Source organism: Hahella chejuensis KCTC 2396, from assembly GCF_000012985.1.
GTDB lineage: Bacteria > Pseudomonadota > Gammaproteobacteria > Pseudomonadales > Oleiphilaceae > Hahella > Hahella chejuensis.
Map to the genome: position 1 here is coordinate 4,548,264 of NC_007645.1, position 14,639 is coordinate 4,562,902.

General features: G+C 53.3%; 18 protein-coding genes. 11 read left to right on the forward strand and 7 right to left on the reverse strand.

The features are described from left to right. Nucleotides 1–59 precede the first annotated feature (59 nt). The 9 genes from HCH_RS19720 (at nt 60) to HCH_RS19760 (ending at nt 8,282) form a co-directional block, all read left to right on the forward strand. Nucleotides 60–1,844 (forward strand): nitrite reductase, encoded by a 1,785-nt coding sequence (locus HCH_RS19720; protein WP_011398187.1) that lies wholly within the window; start codon nt 60–62, stop codon nt 1,842–1,844. 66 nt (nt 1,845–1,910) lie between these two features. Continuing rightward, complete coding sequence (locus HCH_RS19725) at nt 1,911–2,270, forward strand: c-type cytochrome (protein ID WP_041598812.1); 360 nt, start codon at nt 1,911–1,913, stop codon at nt 2,268–2,270. Then, the gene (locus HCH_RS19730) at nt 2,267–3,514 is read left to right on the forward strand and encodes a cytochrome D1 domain-containing protein (protein ID WP_011398189.1); all 1,248 of its coding nucleotides are present in this window, start codon (nt 2,267–2,269) and stop codon (nt 3,512–3,514) included. The genes HCH_RS19725 and HCH_RS19730 overlap by 4 nt, the downstream gene beginning before the upstream one ends. Then, nucleotides 3,511–4,017 carry an Lrp/AsnC family transcriptional regulator gene (locus HCH_RS19735; RefSeq protein WP_011398190.1) on the forward strand — a complete coding sequence of 169 codons (507 nt, stop codon included), beginning with the start codon at nt 3,511–3,513 and terminating at the stop codon, nt 4,015–4,017. Before HCH_RS19730 ends, HCH_RS19735 begins: the two co-directional genes overlap by 4 nt. A gap of 27 nt (nt 4,018–4,044) precedes the next feature. Beyond that, nucleotides 4,045–4,596, forward strand: coding sequence for a siroheme decarboxylase subunit beta (locus HCH_RS19740; protein WP_011398191.1), 552 nt, complete (start codon nt 4,045–4,047; stop codon nt 4,594–4,596). Continuing rightward, nucleotides 4,578–5,087 carry an AsnC family transcriptional regulator gene (locus HCH_RS19745; protein WP_011398192.1) on the forward strand — a complete coding sequence of 170 codons (510 nt, stop codon included), beginning with the start codon at nt 4,578–4,580 and terminating at the stop codon, nt 5,085–5,087. The genes HCH_RS19740 and HCH_RS19745 overlap by 19 nt, the downstream gene beginning before the upstream one ends. Next, nucleotides 5,062–5,595, forward strand: a complete 534-nt coding sequence (locus HCH_RS19750; RefSeq protein WP_011398193.1) for a siroheme decarboxylase subunit beta — start codon at nt 5,062–5,064, stop codon at nt 5,593–5,595. Before HCH_RS19745 ends, HCH_RS19750 begins: the two co-directional genes overlap by 26 nt. Further along, nucleotides 5,595–6,752: a heme d1 biosynthesis radical SAM protein NirJ gene (gene nirJ / locus HCH_RS19755; RefSeq protein WP_041598813.1), complete on the forward strand. Its 1,158-nt coding sequence runs from the start codon at nt 5,595–5,597 to the stop codon at nt 6,750–6,752. The genes HCH_RS19750 and nirJ overlap by 1 nt, the downstream gene beginning before the upstream one ends. A gap of 18 nt (nt 6,753–6,770) precedes the next feature. Continuing rightward, the gene (locus tag HCH_RS19760) at nt 6,771–8,282 is read left to right on the forward strand and encodes a cytochrome D1 domain-containing protein (protein WP_011398195.1); all 1,512 of its coding nucleotides are present in this window, start codon (nt 6,771–6,773) and stop codon (nt 8,280–8,282) included. 32 nt (nt 8,283–8,314) lie between these two features. Here the strand turns inward: HCH_RS19760 and HCH_RS19765 are convergent, their stop codons facing one another. After that, the gene (locus tag HCH_RS19765; RefSeq protein ID WP_011398196.1) at nt 8,315–8,752 is read right to left on the reverse strand and encodes an SMI1/KNR4 family protein; all 438 of its coding nucleotides are present in this window, start codon (nt 8,750–8,752) and stop codon (nt 8,315–8,317) included. Nucleotides 8,753–9,022: 270 nt separating this feature from the next. Between HCH_RS19765 and HCH_RS19770 the strand changes: the two genes are divergently transcribed. Then, nucleotides 9,023–9,388 (forward strand): cupin domain-containing protein, encoded by a 366-nt coding sequence (locus HCH_RS19770; protein WP_011398197.1) that lies wholly within the window; start codon nt 9,023–9,025, stop codon nt 9,386–9,388. Between the two features lie 58 nt (nt 9,389–9,446). Beyond that, the gene (locus HCH_RS19775; RefSeq protein ID WP_011398198.1) at nt 9,447–10,331 is read left to right on the forward strand and encodes a DUF2971 domain-containing protein; all 885 of its coding nucleotides are present in this window, start codon (nt 9,447–9,449) and stop codon (nt 10,329–10,331) included. A 22-nt stretch (nt 10,332–10,353) separates the two neighbouring features. Here the strand turns inward: HCH_RS19775 and HCH_RS19780 are convergent, their stop codons facing one another. From HCH_RS19780 to HCH_RS19810, 6 genes are all read right to left on the reverse strand, one after another. Next, nucleotides 10,354–10,761, reverse strand: a complete 408-nt coding sequence (locus HCH_RS19780) for a hypothetical protein (protein WP_041598814.1) — start codon at nt 10,759–10,761, stop codon at nt 10,354–10,356. A gap of 399 nt (nt 10,762–11,160) precedes the next feature. Then, the gene (locus HCH_RS19790; RefSeq protein ID WP_011398202.1) at nt 11,161–11,931 is read right to left on the reverse strand and encodes a hypothetical protein; all 771 of its coding nucleotides are present in this window, start codon (nt 11,929–11,931) and stop codon (nt 11,161–11,163) included. A 229-nt stretch (nt 11,932–12,160) separates the two neighbouring features. Beyond that, nucleotides 12,161–12,484, reverse strand: a complete 324-nt coding sequence (locus HCH_RS19795; protein WP_041598816.1) for a transposase — start codon at nt 12,482–12,484, stop codon at nt 12,161–12,163. Nucleotides 12,485–12,546: 62 nt separating this feature from the next. After that, complete coding sequence (locus HCH_RS19800) at nt 12,547–12,963, reverse strand: hypothetical protein (protein WP_041598817.1); 417 nt, start codon at nt 12,961–12,963, stop codon at nt 12,547–12,549. 93 nt (nt 12,964–13,056) lie between these two features. Then, the gene (locus HCH_RS32585; protein ID WP_011398204.1) at nt 13,057–13,767 is read right to left on the reverse strand and encodes an HNH endonuclease; all 711 of its coding nucleotides are present in this window, start codon (nt 13,765–13,767) and stop codon (nt 13,057–13,059) included. A gap of 190 nt (nt 13,768–13,957) precedes the next feature. After that, the gene (locus HCH_RS19810; RefSeq protein ID WP_011398206.1) at nt 13,958–14,608 is read right to left on the reverse strand and encodes a hypothetical protein; all 651 of its coding nucleotides are present in this window, start codon (nt 14,606–14,608) and stop codon (nt 13,958–13,960) included. Nucleotides 14,609–14,639: the final 31 nt, after the last annotated feature.

Here is a 14,639-nt window from a genome sequence, read left to right on the forward strand (position 1 = left end):
GACGGTTTTGCGACAGTAAAGAATCGAAATAGCAAGACTCTGATGAGAAGGACAGCGCCATGCAATCAGCCAGTGCTACACAAACAGATCGCGCTCAACAACGCCGCAGGCAATCGCCAATCGGGCCGTTCCGCCTGCCCTACCCGACACTCACCCTCGCCCTCGTCGCCGCGCTATCGAATCCGGCCTTGGCGGAGACCAAAAGCGACCTCGTCAATTCTCCCCCCGGCAAATATGAAAGCGCGCCCACAGCGATGACGGGCGAAGGTCTGCGCATCGTACGCTCTCCCGGAGCGCCAGACCTGACGGAAGAAGAATTTCAGAAGGCCACGCGCATTTATTTCGAACGTTGCGCCGGCTGCCATGGCGTGCTGCGCAAAGGCGCCACCGGCAAACCGCTGACGCCGGATATTACTCAGGCCAAAGGGTCGGATTATCTGGAGGCGTTCATCAACTACGGCTCCCCCGCCGGCATGCCCAACTGGGGAACCTCTGGCGACTTCACCGCCGATGAGGTCAAACTCATGGCGAAATTCCTGCAGCATGAACCGCCGCAGCCGCCTGAGTGGGGAATGGCGGAGATGAAAAACAGCTGGAAAGTCCTGGTCAAACCGGAAGATCGTCCCAGCAAACAACTCAATAAGCTCAATCTGAAAAACCTGTTCTCCGTCACCTTGCGGGACGCCGGTCAAATTGCGTTGATTGACGGCGACAGTAAAAAAATCGTAACGATTATTAAAACCGGCTACGCCGTGCATATCTCTCGTTTATCCTCCTCCGGTCGCTATCTGTTCGTCATCGGCCGTGACGCCAAGGTCAACATGATCGATCTATGGATGGAAACTCCCGATACGGTGGCGGAAATCAAAGTCGGCCTGGAAGCCCGCTCTGTAGAGACCTCAAAATACAAAGGCTTCGAGGACACCTACGCTATCGCCGGCGCTTACTGGCCGCCGCAATACGTCATCATGGACGGCGAGACCATGGAGCCGCTGAAAATCGTCTCCACCCGCGGCATGACCGTGGACACCCAGGAGTATCACCCCGAGCCGAGAGTCGCCGCCATCGTGGCGTCGCATGAAAAGCCCGAGTTCATCGTCAACGTCAAGGAAACCGGCAAAATCCTGCTGGTGAATTATGAAGACATCAACGCTCTGAAAGTCACCACTATCGACGCCGCGCGCTTCCTGCACGACGGCGGCTGGGACAACACTCATCGTTACTTCCTCACCGCCGCCAACCAGTCCAACAAGGTGGCGGTCATCGACTCCAAGGACGGCGCGCTGGAGGCGTTGATCGATGTCGGCGCAATCCCTCATCCCGGTCGCGGCGCCAACTTTACGGACGCGAAATACGGACCGGTCTGGGCCACCAGCCACTTGGGCGACGGCAGCATCGCCGTGATCGGCACTGACCCGGACAAGCATGGCGACTACGCCTGGAAACAGGTGCGCTCGCTGAACGCCCAGGGGGGCGGATCACTGTTCATCAAAACCCATCCTAAATCCAGACACCTGTATGTGGACACGCCGCTGAATCCGGACGTCAACATCAGCCAGTCGGTGGCGGTATTCGACCTCAACGACATCGAGGCCAAGTACAAGGTGCTGCCTATCGCGCAATGGGCGGAACTGGGCGACGGCCCCAAACGCGTGGTGCAGCCCGAGTTCAATGAAGCCGGCGATGAAGTCTGGTTCTCTGTGTGGAACGGCAAGGAGCAGGAGTCCGCAATCGTCGTGGTGGACGACAAAACGTTGGCGCTGAAAACCGTCATCAAGGACTCCCGTCTGGTGACGCCGACAGGCAAGTTCAACGTGTACAACACCCAACACGATATTTACTGATCCGTCATCTGGAGCGCGCTCGCGGCGAGACAATCTCGCCCGAGCGGCGTCGGAATGTATCTACTCATGAGAAAACCGATAACCGCCATTGCAAACGTCTTGGCGCTGCTCGTCGCCAGCGTGATGACATTCGCCCGCGCCGCGGACAACCAGAGCGCAACGCAACTAAGCAATCTGGTACGGCAGGATTGCGGCTCCTGCCATGGCCTTACCTTGAAAGGAGGTCTGGGACCTTCCTTGCGCCCTGAACGCATGCAGGCCTTAGGGGTGGACGCCATTCGCCTCATCATCGCCGACGGCAAACCGGAAACCGCCATGCCGCCCTGGCGCGATCTGCTGACGGAACAGGATATTCGCCGCATCGCTCAAGACCTGATGAGCGGCGCTTACATCGGCGAGCACAGTAGCACTGAGGAAAGCCCATGAAAGAAAAGATCCCGCCCCTGCAGTTATGCAAATGCCTTGCTCTGCTGCTGATTATCCTGGGACTCAGCGCCTGCGCCCACTTCAACGCTCACGATAATGATGACAGGTATCAAGGCGGCACCGGGGACCTTGGACTGATTATCGAACGAACCGAAGGCAGCGTCCTGCTGGTCAACACCAGTCAGCGCCAGGTGATCAAACGCATCCAGGGTCTTGGCGATCTGTCCCACGCCTCCATTGTCTACTCCCGCGATCAGCGATATGGTTATGTGTTCGGTCGCGACGGCGGCCTCAGCAAAGTGGATCTGTTGCGCGGAGAAGTAGTCAAACGCGTCATTCAGGCCGGCAACAGCATCGGCGGCGCCATCAGTCAGGACGGAGCCTATGTGGCGGTGTCCAACTATGACCCTGGCGGGGTGAATATATTCGATAGTGAAGACCTGGATTTAGTGGCGAGCATTCCCGCCACACGAGTCACCCAAGAGCGCGCGGAGAAGGGATCTAAAACTGTTGGTCTGGTGGACGCGCCCAATAACCGATTTGTCGTCAGTCTGTTCGACAGCGATGAAATCTGGATATTGGATATGGCGGACAATGACCCTGCGTCCGGTTTACAGCCGAAGATCACCAGGTTCACACAGATCGGCCGCCAGCCTTACGACGCGCTGATTACCCCCGAAGGCCGCTATTATCTCGCCGGGCTATTTGGCGACAACGGCATGGCCAAACTCGATTTATGGCGGCCGCAGGCGGGAGTGCAACGCATCATGCCCGCCTACGGTCCAGGAGAGCAGCGCTTGCCGGTCTATAAAATGCCTCATCTGGAAGGCTGGACCCAGGCCGGCCGTTATCTGTTCGCGCCTGGCGTGGGTCACCACGAAGTCATCGTGATCGATGCCTATGACTGGCGCATCGTGCGCCGCATTCCCACATACAGCCAACCGGTGTTCGTGATGGCGCAGCCGGACGCGCGCAGAGTCTGGGTCAACTTCGCCCATCCGGATAACGACCGGGTGCAGGTCATCGATGTGGAAAGCCTGCAGGTCGTCAACACCATTGAAGCCGGCAAAGCCGTGCTGCATATGGCCTTCACGCCGAAAGGCGACCAACTCTGGATTTCTCTGCGCGACGACAATCGGGTGGATATTTACGATCCGTACAGCATGCAGCGGAGCGGCAGCCTGCCCGCCACACACCCCAGCGGCATATTTTTCACCGACAGAGCTAACAGGATCGGCTTATGAGCGCCCTCACCTATCCAGCTTCCACACTTGCGACATCAACAAGCGTTATTGAACTCAGCGCGTTGGAGAAAGCCATTCTGAGCAACTATCAGAAAGGCTTCCCGTTGACGCCACGGCCCTTCTTTACGCTGGCGAGCCAGCTTGGCTGCACGGAAGACGAGGTGCTGTCCTGCCTGCAGCGCTTACAGCAAAACGGCGTCATCTCCCGCATCGGTCCGGTGTTTAACCACCGGCGCGCTGGCGCCAGCACCCTGGCGGCCCTGCGCGCGCCTTCAGAGCAGCTGCAGGACATCGCTGAGCTGATCAGCGCCTATGACGAGGTGAATCATAACTATCTGCGTGAGCACGACCTGAATCTCTGGTTCGTCGTCACCGCGCCGGATGCAGATCATCTGGACGCGGTGATACGCAACATGGAGACAGCGACGGGATTGAAGGTCTGGCGATTTCCCATGGTCAGGCCCTACCACATCGACCTGGGCTTTCGTCCGGATTTCGATTAACGCGGACCGAACACAGGAGCGCGCGCGATGTATGCCGAACCAAGCCATTCCCTTGAACGCGAGTGGGCGCTGGAGAGACTGAGAACGGCGTTGCAGGAGGGCCTGCCGCTATCGCCCCGTCCCTATTTGATCCTCGCGGAGCAAAGCGGACTCAGTGAACAGGAGGTGATTGACGCGCTGCGCACCTGGGAACAATCGCACCTCACCCGTCGTTTCGGCATTGTCATTAATCACCACAAAATAGGCTACACCAGTAACGCCATGGTGGTGTGGCGGGTGGCGGAGGAAGAGGTGAACCGTCTCGGCGCCGAAATCAGTCGTACGGGCCTGGTGTCGCTCTGCTATCAGCGCAAGCCTCACGGACCGGAGTGGCCCTATAACCTGTATTGCATGCTGCACGGGAAATCCCGTGAAGAAGTGCTGCGAAGACTGCAGCGCCTGAAGGCCCAGTGCGGTCTGCAGGAAACGCCCTGCGCCGTGCTGTTCAGCCTGCGTCAATACAAACAATGCGGCGGTCGCTACGTCCATAAAAGTCCACACGTCAGGGCGAAGGAGGTTCTATGTCCCCCCGGTCAATAACTCCCCGCAACGCACAGTACGCTGAGCGCGACGCCAGCGACTATCAACTGGACGCGGTGGATCGTCGTCTCATCAACAGGCTGCAAAGCGGCTTTCCCATCTGCGACGAGCCTTACGCCGCTGTGGCCAGTGAATTGGATATGGGCGAAACGGAATTACTGGAGCGACTGCAACGTTTACTGCAAACCGGCTATCTGACTCGATTCGGGCCGTTTTACCACGCCGAGCGCCTGGGAGGCGGATTGACGCTGGCGGCGATGCAGGTCGCCCCCGAAGACGTCGAACGTGTAACCATGGCGATCAACCGTCACCCTGAGGTCGCCCATAACTACGAACGCGATCACGCGTTAAACCTCTGGTTTGTGGTCGCCACGGAAAAGCCGGAGGACGTCTACGCCGTACTCGCCGCCATCGCATCGGAATCCGGATACCCGGTTTACAACCTGCCGAAACAGAGGGAGTTTTATGTTGGCCTTCACTTCCAAGCCTGAACCTGGCCTGAGCGACGTCCCGGAGGCGCTGGCGCCGCTTGATCGCGAACTTATTCTGCTGACTCAGGAAGGGTTGCCGCTGGTCCCGCGGCCTTTCGACGCCCTGGCGCAGACCCTGGGAGTATCAGCGGACGAGGTCAAAGCCCGCTTTGAACGCATGCTCGCCAATGGCTGCATCCGCCGTATCGGCGCCGCGCCCAACCATTACCGCCTGGGATATCGCGCCAACGCCATGACAGTATGGGACGTGGATGACGCCCGTGTTATGGACCTGGGCGCACGGATCGGCGCGCTGCCCTATGTCAGCCATTGTTATCTGCGTCCGAGAAAGCCGCCGCAATGGCCTTACAACCTGTTCGCCATGATTCACGGTAAAACCCGCGCGGACCTGGACGGTTATTTACAGGCGATGACCGCCATTTTGGGCGACGCCCGCCAGGCCAGCGATCAATTGCTCAGCACCCGTATTCTGAAAAAAACCGGTATGCGCTTCCGTGGAGGACAATAATGTTCAGGATCAGTCATTACATGCGCGCCCTCGTCCATGAGGAAACCTTCAAACCGCGCCCCAAACCCTCAGCTCCCGTGGTGATCTGGAATCTGATTCGACGCTGTAATCTGACCTGCCGCCACTGTTACTCCATCTCCGCGGATATCGATTTCCCCGGCGAGCTGACGACCGCACAGGTGTTCGACACTCTGGAGGACCTTAAACAGATGGGCGCGCCAGCGGTGATTCTGTCCGGCGGCGAACCCCTGTTGCGCAAAGATATATTTCTGATCGGCGCTTACGCCAAGTCCCTGGGACTTTATGTGGGGCTCTCCAGTAACGGCACCCTGATGAATCGCGACACCGCCGCCGCGATCAGCGATACCGGCTTCGACTATGTCGGCGTCAGCATCGATGGGACGGAGGCCACCCACGATGAGTTCCGACAGATGCCCGGCGGCTTCAAAGCCGCGCTGGCCGGCGTGGCGCACTGTAAAGCGGCGGGAGTGAAAGTAGGGCTGCGTTTCACTCTGACGGAAAACAACGCCGGACAACTGCCCGCCATGCTCGACCTGATGCGGGAGCGGGACATCGACAAGTTTTACCTGTCTCACCTCAACTACGCCGGACGTGGATTGCGCCACCGAAAACGCGATGCGTTTCATCAAACCACCCGAGACGCCATGTTGTTGTTATTCGAACGCGCCCATGAAGACGTTCTCGCCGGGAAGAGTAACGAATACGCTACCGGCAACAACGACGCCGACGGTCCATTCCTGTTGCAATGGGCGGCGCAGCGCTACCCGCACAGACTTCAGGAACTGCAAGCGCGACTGGCGCACTGGGGCGGCAACGCCTCAGGAGTGGGCATCGCCAACATCGACAACACTGGAGAAGTGCATCCGGATACGTTCTGGTGGAACCACAATCTGGGCAACGTCAAAGAACGGCCTTTCTCCACCATCTGGCGCGACACTGAAGACGCCTTCATGCAGGGACTACGCGCACAGCCACGCCCCCTGCACGGACGCTGTGGAGACTGCGCCGCGCGCCACATTTGCAACGGCAACACCCGTGTGCGCGCCTTTACGCAAAGCGGCGGCGACTTCTGGGCGGAGGACCCGGGCTGCTATCTGACGGAGGCGGAAATCCACTCAAGCGCATATGCACACTGATTATCACAGGAAGTCTCAATGAAGTTATCGCCCTCGCTCCTATTCGCCACGCTGACTCTGAGCGCTTTCACAACACCAGCCTCAGCAGCGGACAGCACTTCAAACAACGCCGCCAGCGACACGGAAGCGCTGTATCAAACGCATTGCGCCGCCTGCCATCACCCCCAGCGCCTAGGCGGCCTTGGCCCGGCGCTATTGCCGGAAAGCCTGGGACGGATACGGCCCAAGCAGGCGCAGGAGGTCATACTGCACGGGAGAGCGGCGACGCAGATGCCTGCGTTTGCAGATCGCATCACTGATAATCAGGCTTCGCAGCTGGCGGCGTATCTGTTTCAACCCGCTGCGGTAACGCCGCAATGGACGGATGAGGATATCCGCGCCTCCCATATCATCCACTTTCCCAAGTCCGGTCTGGGTGATAAGCCTGTATTCGACGCTGATCTGATGAATCTGTTTATCGTGGTGGAAAGCGGCGACCATCACGCCACCTTGCTGGACGGCGACGCCTTTAAGCCCATTCATCGCTTTAAAACCCGTTACGCCTTGCACGGCGGCCCCAAGTTTTCACCGGACGGGCGCTATGTGTACTTCGCATCCCGAGACGGCTGGATCAGTCAGTTCGATATTTATAATCTGAAAACCGTGGCGGAAATCCGGGTCGGTCTGAACACCCGCAATCTGGCGTTATCCGCCGACGGGAAATGGGTAATGGTCGCCAATTATCTGCCGCAGAATCTGGTGCTGCTGAATGCGGATCGACTCAGCCCGTTGAAAACCTTCCCCGTCAGCAACCGCGAACAGGGTTCGAGGGTAAGCGCAGTGTATACAGCGCCCCAGCGCAACAGCTTTATCGCCGCCATGAAAGACATCCGCGAACTGTGGGAAATCCGCTACGATCAACCGGCGTTTCCGGTGCGCAAGATCACAACGGAGGACTATCTGGATGATTTCTTTTTTGATCAGGACTACCGACATTTGATCGGCGCTTCCCGCAGTGGGGAAAGCGGTCAGGTTATCGATCTGGAGTCCGGCGCGACCATCGCCACCCTGAACCTCCCCGGCATGCCGCACTTGGGATCAGGCATCAGTTGGGAAACAGAGCAAGGTCCCTTGATGATGACGCCGCACCTCAAAGAAGGCGCACTGTCCATCATCAACATGAAAGACTGGAGCCTGGTGAAAACCCTCCCTACTCTGGGCCCGGGATTTTTCACCCGCAGTCATGACGGGTCGCCCTACATCTGGGTGGACGTCTTCTTCGGACCGAACAAGGACAAACTCCACGTCATCGACAAAGAGACGCTGGAAATTATCGCCACCCTCGCCCCGGAACCCGGTAAAACCGCCGCCCACGTAGAATTCACCAAAGACGGCCGCTTCGCGCTGGTAAGCTTATGGGAGGACAATGGAGCCTTGATCGTCTATGACGCGTTAACGCTGAAGGAAGTCACCCGACTGCCCATGTCCAAGCCGTCGGGTAAGTACAATGTGTACAACAAAACCCACTATGTGCGGGGGACGAGTCATTGACAGCAACTCGTCCGACGCCCCCTTGGCGGCGCTCAATTAGTCAGCGCCACCTTCAACAGATATTCGTATAGATCCGCATAGCCTGAAGGCTTCCAGGTCTCGTCCAGATGATCCCAAAAACACAGCTCAGACTGACAAACGCCGTCCCGCACATCGAAACCGAAAAAGTCCCCGTTACTGTTCTCTGAAATCAATACTCGCCCGGCGCGAAGATGAGCGAATTCGGCGTTGATATCAATCAGATTCCACTCGCTGCCTGCCTCCAGAGAAAAGACATTGCCGAAGGCGAAATAGCCGCCGCCGTATTGCAGCAAAAAGTTTTTGTACTCCTGCGGCAGCCTGACCTCCAACAACCGCTCCGCACGGGCGAGGCTATCCTGATCCGGAGCGTCGTCCGGCTGAAAATCAAACCAGAAAGGATGCGCGCTCTTCGCGTCACAGACATACTTCTTAAAATCTTCAAAATTCATTGTTTTTATTCCTTTGAAGTCATGAAAAGAATGCCACTGATCATATCTCAGGCTTCACGACAAAGCACCTGGCTCCAAATAACGCCTTCGCGCCTCAGCTTCCGTTGACTTTCGGCTCGCTATTGAAGTCGTAAGGACATTCACAATGGACGGATGCGCGGCAGTTGATAACCTTTTGCTATTAATCAGCGCTGGCAATCCCACATTTGACCACACTCTCACATCGACTTAGATTGAAAGATTGTATGACTGTACTCAAGCGTGTGAAAAATGAACCATACCGCCATCAATTTAAAAGAAAAATTCTCCAAGTTCAGTGAATGCTGGTCGCCGCGGGTGATTGCGGAGATGAACGACTATCAGTTCAAGGTAGTTAAGATCCAGGGTGAGTTTGTCTGGCATCGCCATGAGGACACGGATGAGGTGTTTATGGTGATCGAAGGTGAGATGTGTATTGAGTTCCGGGATGGAAAAGTAAAGCTGGAGGCGGGTGAATTGTTCGTCATACCGGCGGGCGTGGAGCATAAGCCTTTCGCAGAGAACGAGTGCCGGGCCATGCTGATTGAGCCCAGAGGCGTGGCGAATACCGGCGACGCCGGCGGAGAACGAACGGCGGAGGATAATGTCTGGGTTTGACCCGGACTGCAATCTCACTTAATCCATTGCAACGAAAACAAAGACTAAAGCGAGCGCCATGATTCAGGACATCACCGCCAAGTTGTACTCAGACATTCCCGTCGACACCCTGTACCACTACACCACCTTCTCAGGCCTGCTGGGCATAGTGGAAAGCGGCAAACTGTGGGCCAGCGATATCCGCTATATGAACGATTCCGCCGAGCTCAAACATACCGCCGACCTGATCGGCGCCGAGGTGGATCGCCGCATCGCCGAAAGCCACCCCAAACCCGGCCTGCTGCACCAGTTCCGGGACTGGATCGCTCATCGCATCACCAACGGACACATGCTGTTTGGCGCCTCGTTTCGCTCCCATGGAAATCTGTTGAGTCAATGGCGCGGATACAGCTCAATGGGTAAAGGCGTTAGTGTAGGCTTCCCCGCAGCGCATATTCTGGAGTGCGCCGCGCAACAGTCATTTCAGGTAGGCAAATGCATCTACAGCCACCAGGAACAAACTACGCTCATTCGCCAAGTGATGGATGTCGTAGAGGCGCTGGCGGAACAACACGGCGAACACGCAGGCCCCACGCAATTTCCGCCATCACAGTCTTACCATGGCGTGTTTGCAATGATCGAGTCGGACCTGTTGCGCATCGCCGCGATATTGAAACACCCGTCTTTTCAGGAAGAGGAGGAGTGGCGCATCGTCTCCCCCGGCGTAACGGACTACCTGAATTCACCAGTAAAATTCCGGGAAGGCGCCTCCATGCTGGTGCCCTACTTCGAGTTCAATCTGACTACCCCCAGCAGCGACAACCACTATCTTGAACACATTTTTCTCGGACCAACGCCGAATATAAATCTGTCCATGAACTCACTGGACATGTTCCTGACCAAACACCGCCTGAGCCCGAAACATGGCATCACCTATTGCCAGATTCCCTATCGGCAGCGGTGATTGGCAATTCATTCTGGCGCATTTAGTACTGCTTACACTTAAACAACAGCATACTGTCGTATAAGTAGCTGTTTTGGGGATAGGTTATTAGCTCAATTCGGGCCTGTTTTTCATCAGAATTAAGCGCACTGGGAGAGCGCACTATCAAGCCTGTAGGCAAATGCAGTTCAGTATAGAAACTACGCTGCGTCTTTCCATTGCTATTTACTGTAGCGGCGGACACCAGCCAGAACTCATAACCGGCTTCACTGTGAAGTTTAACGTGGCCATCCTGGGTTCCTTGTACGCCATCGAGCACCGCCTCCTTGCTGAACACGTTGTCATCATTAAACCCTTTGATATTTTCTGCTGTCGCTGAGCACAATATGTCTCCCCTCGCCATGAAAGACATTGCGATTAACGCCAAAGCTCCTAGATATCTGAACCGCATGCTGAAATATCCTTCTTGAATACCAACTTTGTTGATCTATAACCAGACTCACTCTCGTCAATGCATTCTACATAACCTTTTCCCTTGATACTAAGTATCATCGCCCTTTCTGAAAACTCACCTAACAACACAACGACAAAAGCAAAAAGAAAGAAAAATATTCCGCACATTTTCACATTTAAAGAATCGTTATATTTTCTAAAAAAGACATCCACGAAAAATAGCAAAACAAAAAAGAATGGAAGAAAAAGAAGATACATATTCGTAGAAAAAACTATAACTTCAAACCCCTCTTCGATTTTCTCAAAGTACCTAAAGCAGGAAAAAACATAGTAAAACGGGAAAAACAATGAGACCCCCGTCAAAAATAGAAAACTTTGTCTTTTAGATAGATTTATATTAGTAAAAAACATCCTTTCCTAAAGGAACCCCATTCTTGGCTTGCCATACAAATATACTTTCAAATTTTGATAAAATTCGATCTAGAACTCCTACGGTATTATCGTAACTATCGTCGATAAGCTTAACTAGCGCATCTGTTAAGCCGAATTCATCGTCAATATGCTCTAAAAAAATCGACACAGCTACTCCAACTACTACCGCAGCTAAGAGCGGACCAGCAGCTATTGTTGTTAGAGTACCTATAGTTACAGCCGCAGCAGAAGCGAATACACTAGAAATCCCTAATTTAACAAGATCAGATGCAATAGTACCAATTAGTCTAGAAAGCGTACGCTGCTCATCAACCAAATACTTTATAACACTTATGGGGACTGTAAGCACAACTGTAAGTTTGGCTCCCTGAACGATACTTTTCTCAACCCCAAGACGCCCAATAGCCATAGATATAATTGTTGGGTTGCTTGACAAGTATTTTGTTCCTTTAATTACTTCTCTGAAACCAGCATACCCCTTTATTATTATATAGCGTTCTCCATTAATCACCTTCTCTACCGCTCGCCCTTTAGCACCCAGCTCTGAAAACACTTTCTTTACTGTAATTAAATCATTAGTAGGAGCAACGAAGCCTGCCGCAGTTTTCACATTATCTATTGTAACGCCTGAATTTATTTTTTCCGCAATTTCTCGAAACTCACCAACTGTCATCACATACAACTCGTGAGTATTGCTCTTTGCTTTTTCCAAAAATAAGCTTTTATTATCCGCCATCGCTCACCCCAGCCTAGTTATCAATATTCAGAAAGGCAGACAGTATCACAAAACAAAACCAGCAAAACACAAGAATAATTATAAATTCAAAACAAATACAACCAAAAAGGCTACCCCGTTTCTTTTAAATGAATAATCTTAGGCTCTTTTGGGTTCAGCTACATAAAGCACAATCAGCATCTAATAATTACCCAGCTTTTATTGTTATCCAGGTACCGATATAGGCATTCTATGCCGCATATTTGATGCTTGGGTGATTAAAGTATTTTTTTACCCTCGCAGGTTTCTTTTGCAACATACACATATATGATCGGTTTTTCTTTTTGAGATCCCCTTTCTTTCTCGCCGGCTTACCACCGTGAACTCCCGCTTTTAAGTCACAATTCAAGTATTCGTCCGGGTTCAATTCCGGGGAATAGGCGGATAAATAGAACACTTCAATATGGTCCCGGTTCTCCTCAAGCCAAGCTTTCACCACCTTGGCGCGATGGACTCTCAAATTGTCCAGTATCAGGAAGACCTTGTGTCTGGCGTCTTTGATCAACCGCTTCATGACCCCTGTCAACCGGTCCGAGCCCGAAGGGCTGAAGTGATTGCGCTTGTTATGGCTACACTTCACTGTTTTGTACCTTTTGATGATGTTTTCCGCCTCTTCTCTTCCTTCAAAAGCTCATCGAAGCTTATTCCAAACCTTTGCTCCATTTTCTCTAGGCATAGAGCAAGTGCCCGGAGAATATGAAGGTTATTTGCTCCAAAAGCATAATAAGCAGACTGGTACCTTTCTTCGCCTAAGATACAGCTAGCCATCTCACCCGATGAGGATTCTGTAAAGGGAAATTTGCCGCGGTATTTTTCTTTCACACCATTCTTGTTAATGAACGTTACAGGATATCGAAAATCTCGACCTTCGCCTTCCCACACTCCTCTTGGCCCAAAATTTTGAATATTGCCGTTATAGCACTCTCTTCCAATCGTATACTCAAGATCATGAAGTAAGCCAAAAAAAGCAAGGGATCGTTTTTTCTTTGTCATTACGCGATTTCCTCTTTGTATCTATAAGGCCCAGCCCACACGCCAGCCTGGAGCTGCGAAGCAGCGGGAAACCGGTCACCGAGCAGGTGATCGTTAAAAGTGCTTTTCATCTATAATATCCATCACCGGTCTATTTCCGCGCTGAGAATTGCAGTGCAGGCACGCCGTGACAAGATTATCAAGAGAGTTATCGCCACCTTTTGAAACTGGCTGCACGTGATCCAGTGTCGCGGTAAATCTCGTGAGTTGTTTGGAGCAATAACGGCACTTGTAGTCATCGCGATCAAATACTTTGAAGCGGTTTTCTCTGACATTGTAAAAGTCCAGCTCTTTTCTCAAATCTCTTTCTGACTTTGGCACCTCTTTAGCGATGGCCTTCTTCGCCTCTTGGCAGAGCTCAATTTCTTCAGGAAGATGTACCTTATACAAGGTGCCTTCTCTTGTAGTGCCACCAGCTTTTGAAATTGCCCCTTTCTCTTCAAGGCCATTCAGAGCTTTTTGCACAGCGCCATAGCTCAAGCCATCAGATTGACCGCTCGATGAAGTGATAACACCGGAACTCATGCCCCGAACGCTAGCCCTTGTGTATTGAGTACCTTCGCCCAATACAGATTTTCTGAATAGATGCCAGTAAACAGCAGCTTCGTATGGATACAGCGCGGGCTGCAAATAATCAATTACAGAACACACGATTTCAGGCAACTCAAAGAAATCAAAATTCTCCGCGAAAGCCTGATCGTCTGCAGAGGCAGTTTCTGCCTCTAACTCATCAAGTAGTGCCCTTATTTCTTCTATCTTGCTCACATGCCCTCCTGAACTCTTAACATTTGTGTATTGCGCATGCGCGTTTTTCAAGACCAAGAATTTGAAGATAACTCCTCCAGCCCACAGCCCACTGACTCCAATGAAAAATTTAAACTACTTCAGTTATGAAAAAACCGTGGATGCTAGTAGACGCCTTTGTGGCGCCTATCAATAGCGATAAAAAAACTAATCAAACAAACCTCTCAGCAATCACAAGCGCGCTCTCTCGATTTTTGCGATCAAGTTTGAGTAGCGTTGTCAGGTAGTCTCTGTGCCGTTGTTCGCGGCAGAGTGTTGGCGGCATTTCCAGCAGGTCTTTCTTGGTGAGTTCTTCGCCATCGTATTCCGGCCTGGAAGCCTCGAAGCAGGACGCCTCAATGTCGTCGAATACCGTCATTTCCACTGGGTCAGCCAAGGCGATATTGAGACTGGGCAGTAGTCGTTTGCGCAGTTTTAAAATAGTCAGGTACAGGGCGCTGAAGATAATAAATTCATTCATCTCCGCCTGATCGTCGCTGGCGTCGTATTCTTCTTCGAAGGGCTCCCAGTCAATCAGTTCGTAGCGGATCATATCCAAGAGTTCGTCGCCACGAGTGCGGTCGTTATCAAGGTATTCCGCCACATTGGACAGGTAGCCGCGAACGGAAGCGCGCTCAGCGATGGCGTCGCCACAGGCGAAATTCAGATACCAGCTCTCCTGCTCCTGGCCGATGGCGATCCAATCGAGTCTGTCCGGATCGCTCCAAAGCGCTCTCATGCGTTCATTGACAGGAAGCGCCTTGGAAAAGGCGTCGCTGTATAAAACGTACATGGCGTCTAGGATATCTTCGTAGGTTTTCACGAGCGGTTCTCTTTCGGGTTAGCGTTGAGCG